Origin of the sequence: Bacillus sp. AFS040349 (assembly GCF_002577655.1) — a bacterium.
Taxonomy (GTDB): Bacteria; Bacillota; Bacilli; order Bacillales; family Bacillaceae; genus Metabacillus.
Genome location: NZ_NUMC01000174.1, coordinates 1 through 423, shown reverse-complemented (window position 1 = coordinate 423; position 423 = coordinate 1). Strand labels below are relative to the sequence as shown.

1 protein-coding gene is annotated in these 423 nt (G+C 35.7%); it reads left to right on the top strand.

Going from position 1 to position 423, the window contains the following annotated elements:
* The coding region (locus COD11_RS25745) for a transposase (protein WP_141549757.1) at positions 1-384 on the top strand (384 nt) is incomplete at its 5' end.
* Positions 385-423 lie beyond the last annotated feature (39 nt).

Below are 423 nucleotides of genomic sequence, written 5' to 3'. Positions count from 1 at the left end.
AAGATTGCGGCAACAATCATATCCGAAATTGGAGAAATAGATCGGTTTAATCACCCTAAAAAATTAGTTGCCTTTGCAGGAGTAGATCCAAGCGTTTACTCTTCTGGACGATTTACGGCAACCCAAAATCGGATAACGAAAAGAGGATCCAGAAGGCTAAGGCAAGCATTATTTATGGCTGTATACTGTGGAATTCGAGATGCCCGAAAGCAAAAGACGAGTGACACTGTTATTCCTAGGAATAGAAAATTAAGAGAGTTTTACGATAAAAAACGCAATGAAGGTAAACCCTATAGAGTAGCAATTATCGCTTGTGTTAATAAGCTTTTACACTTGATTTACGCACTTTTAAAGAACAAAACTACTTTCCAAGAATTAGCTTAGAGACTATATTTATCAAAATAAAACAAAACCTTCCAAATA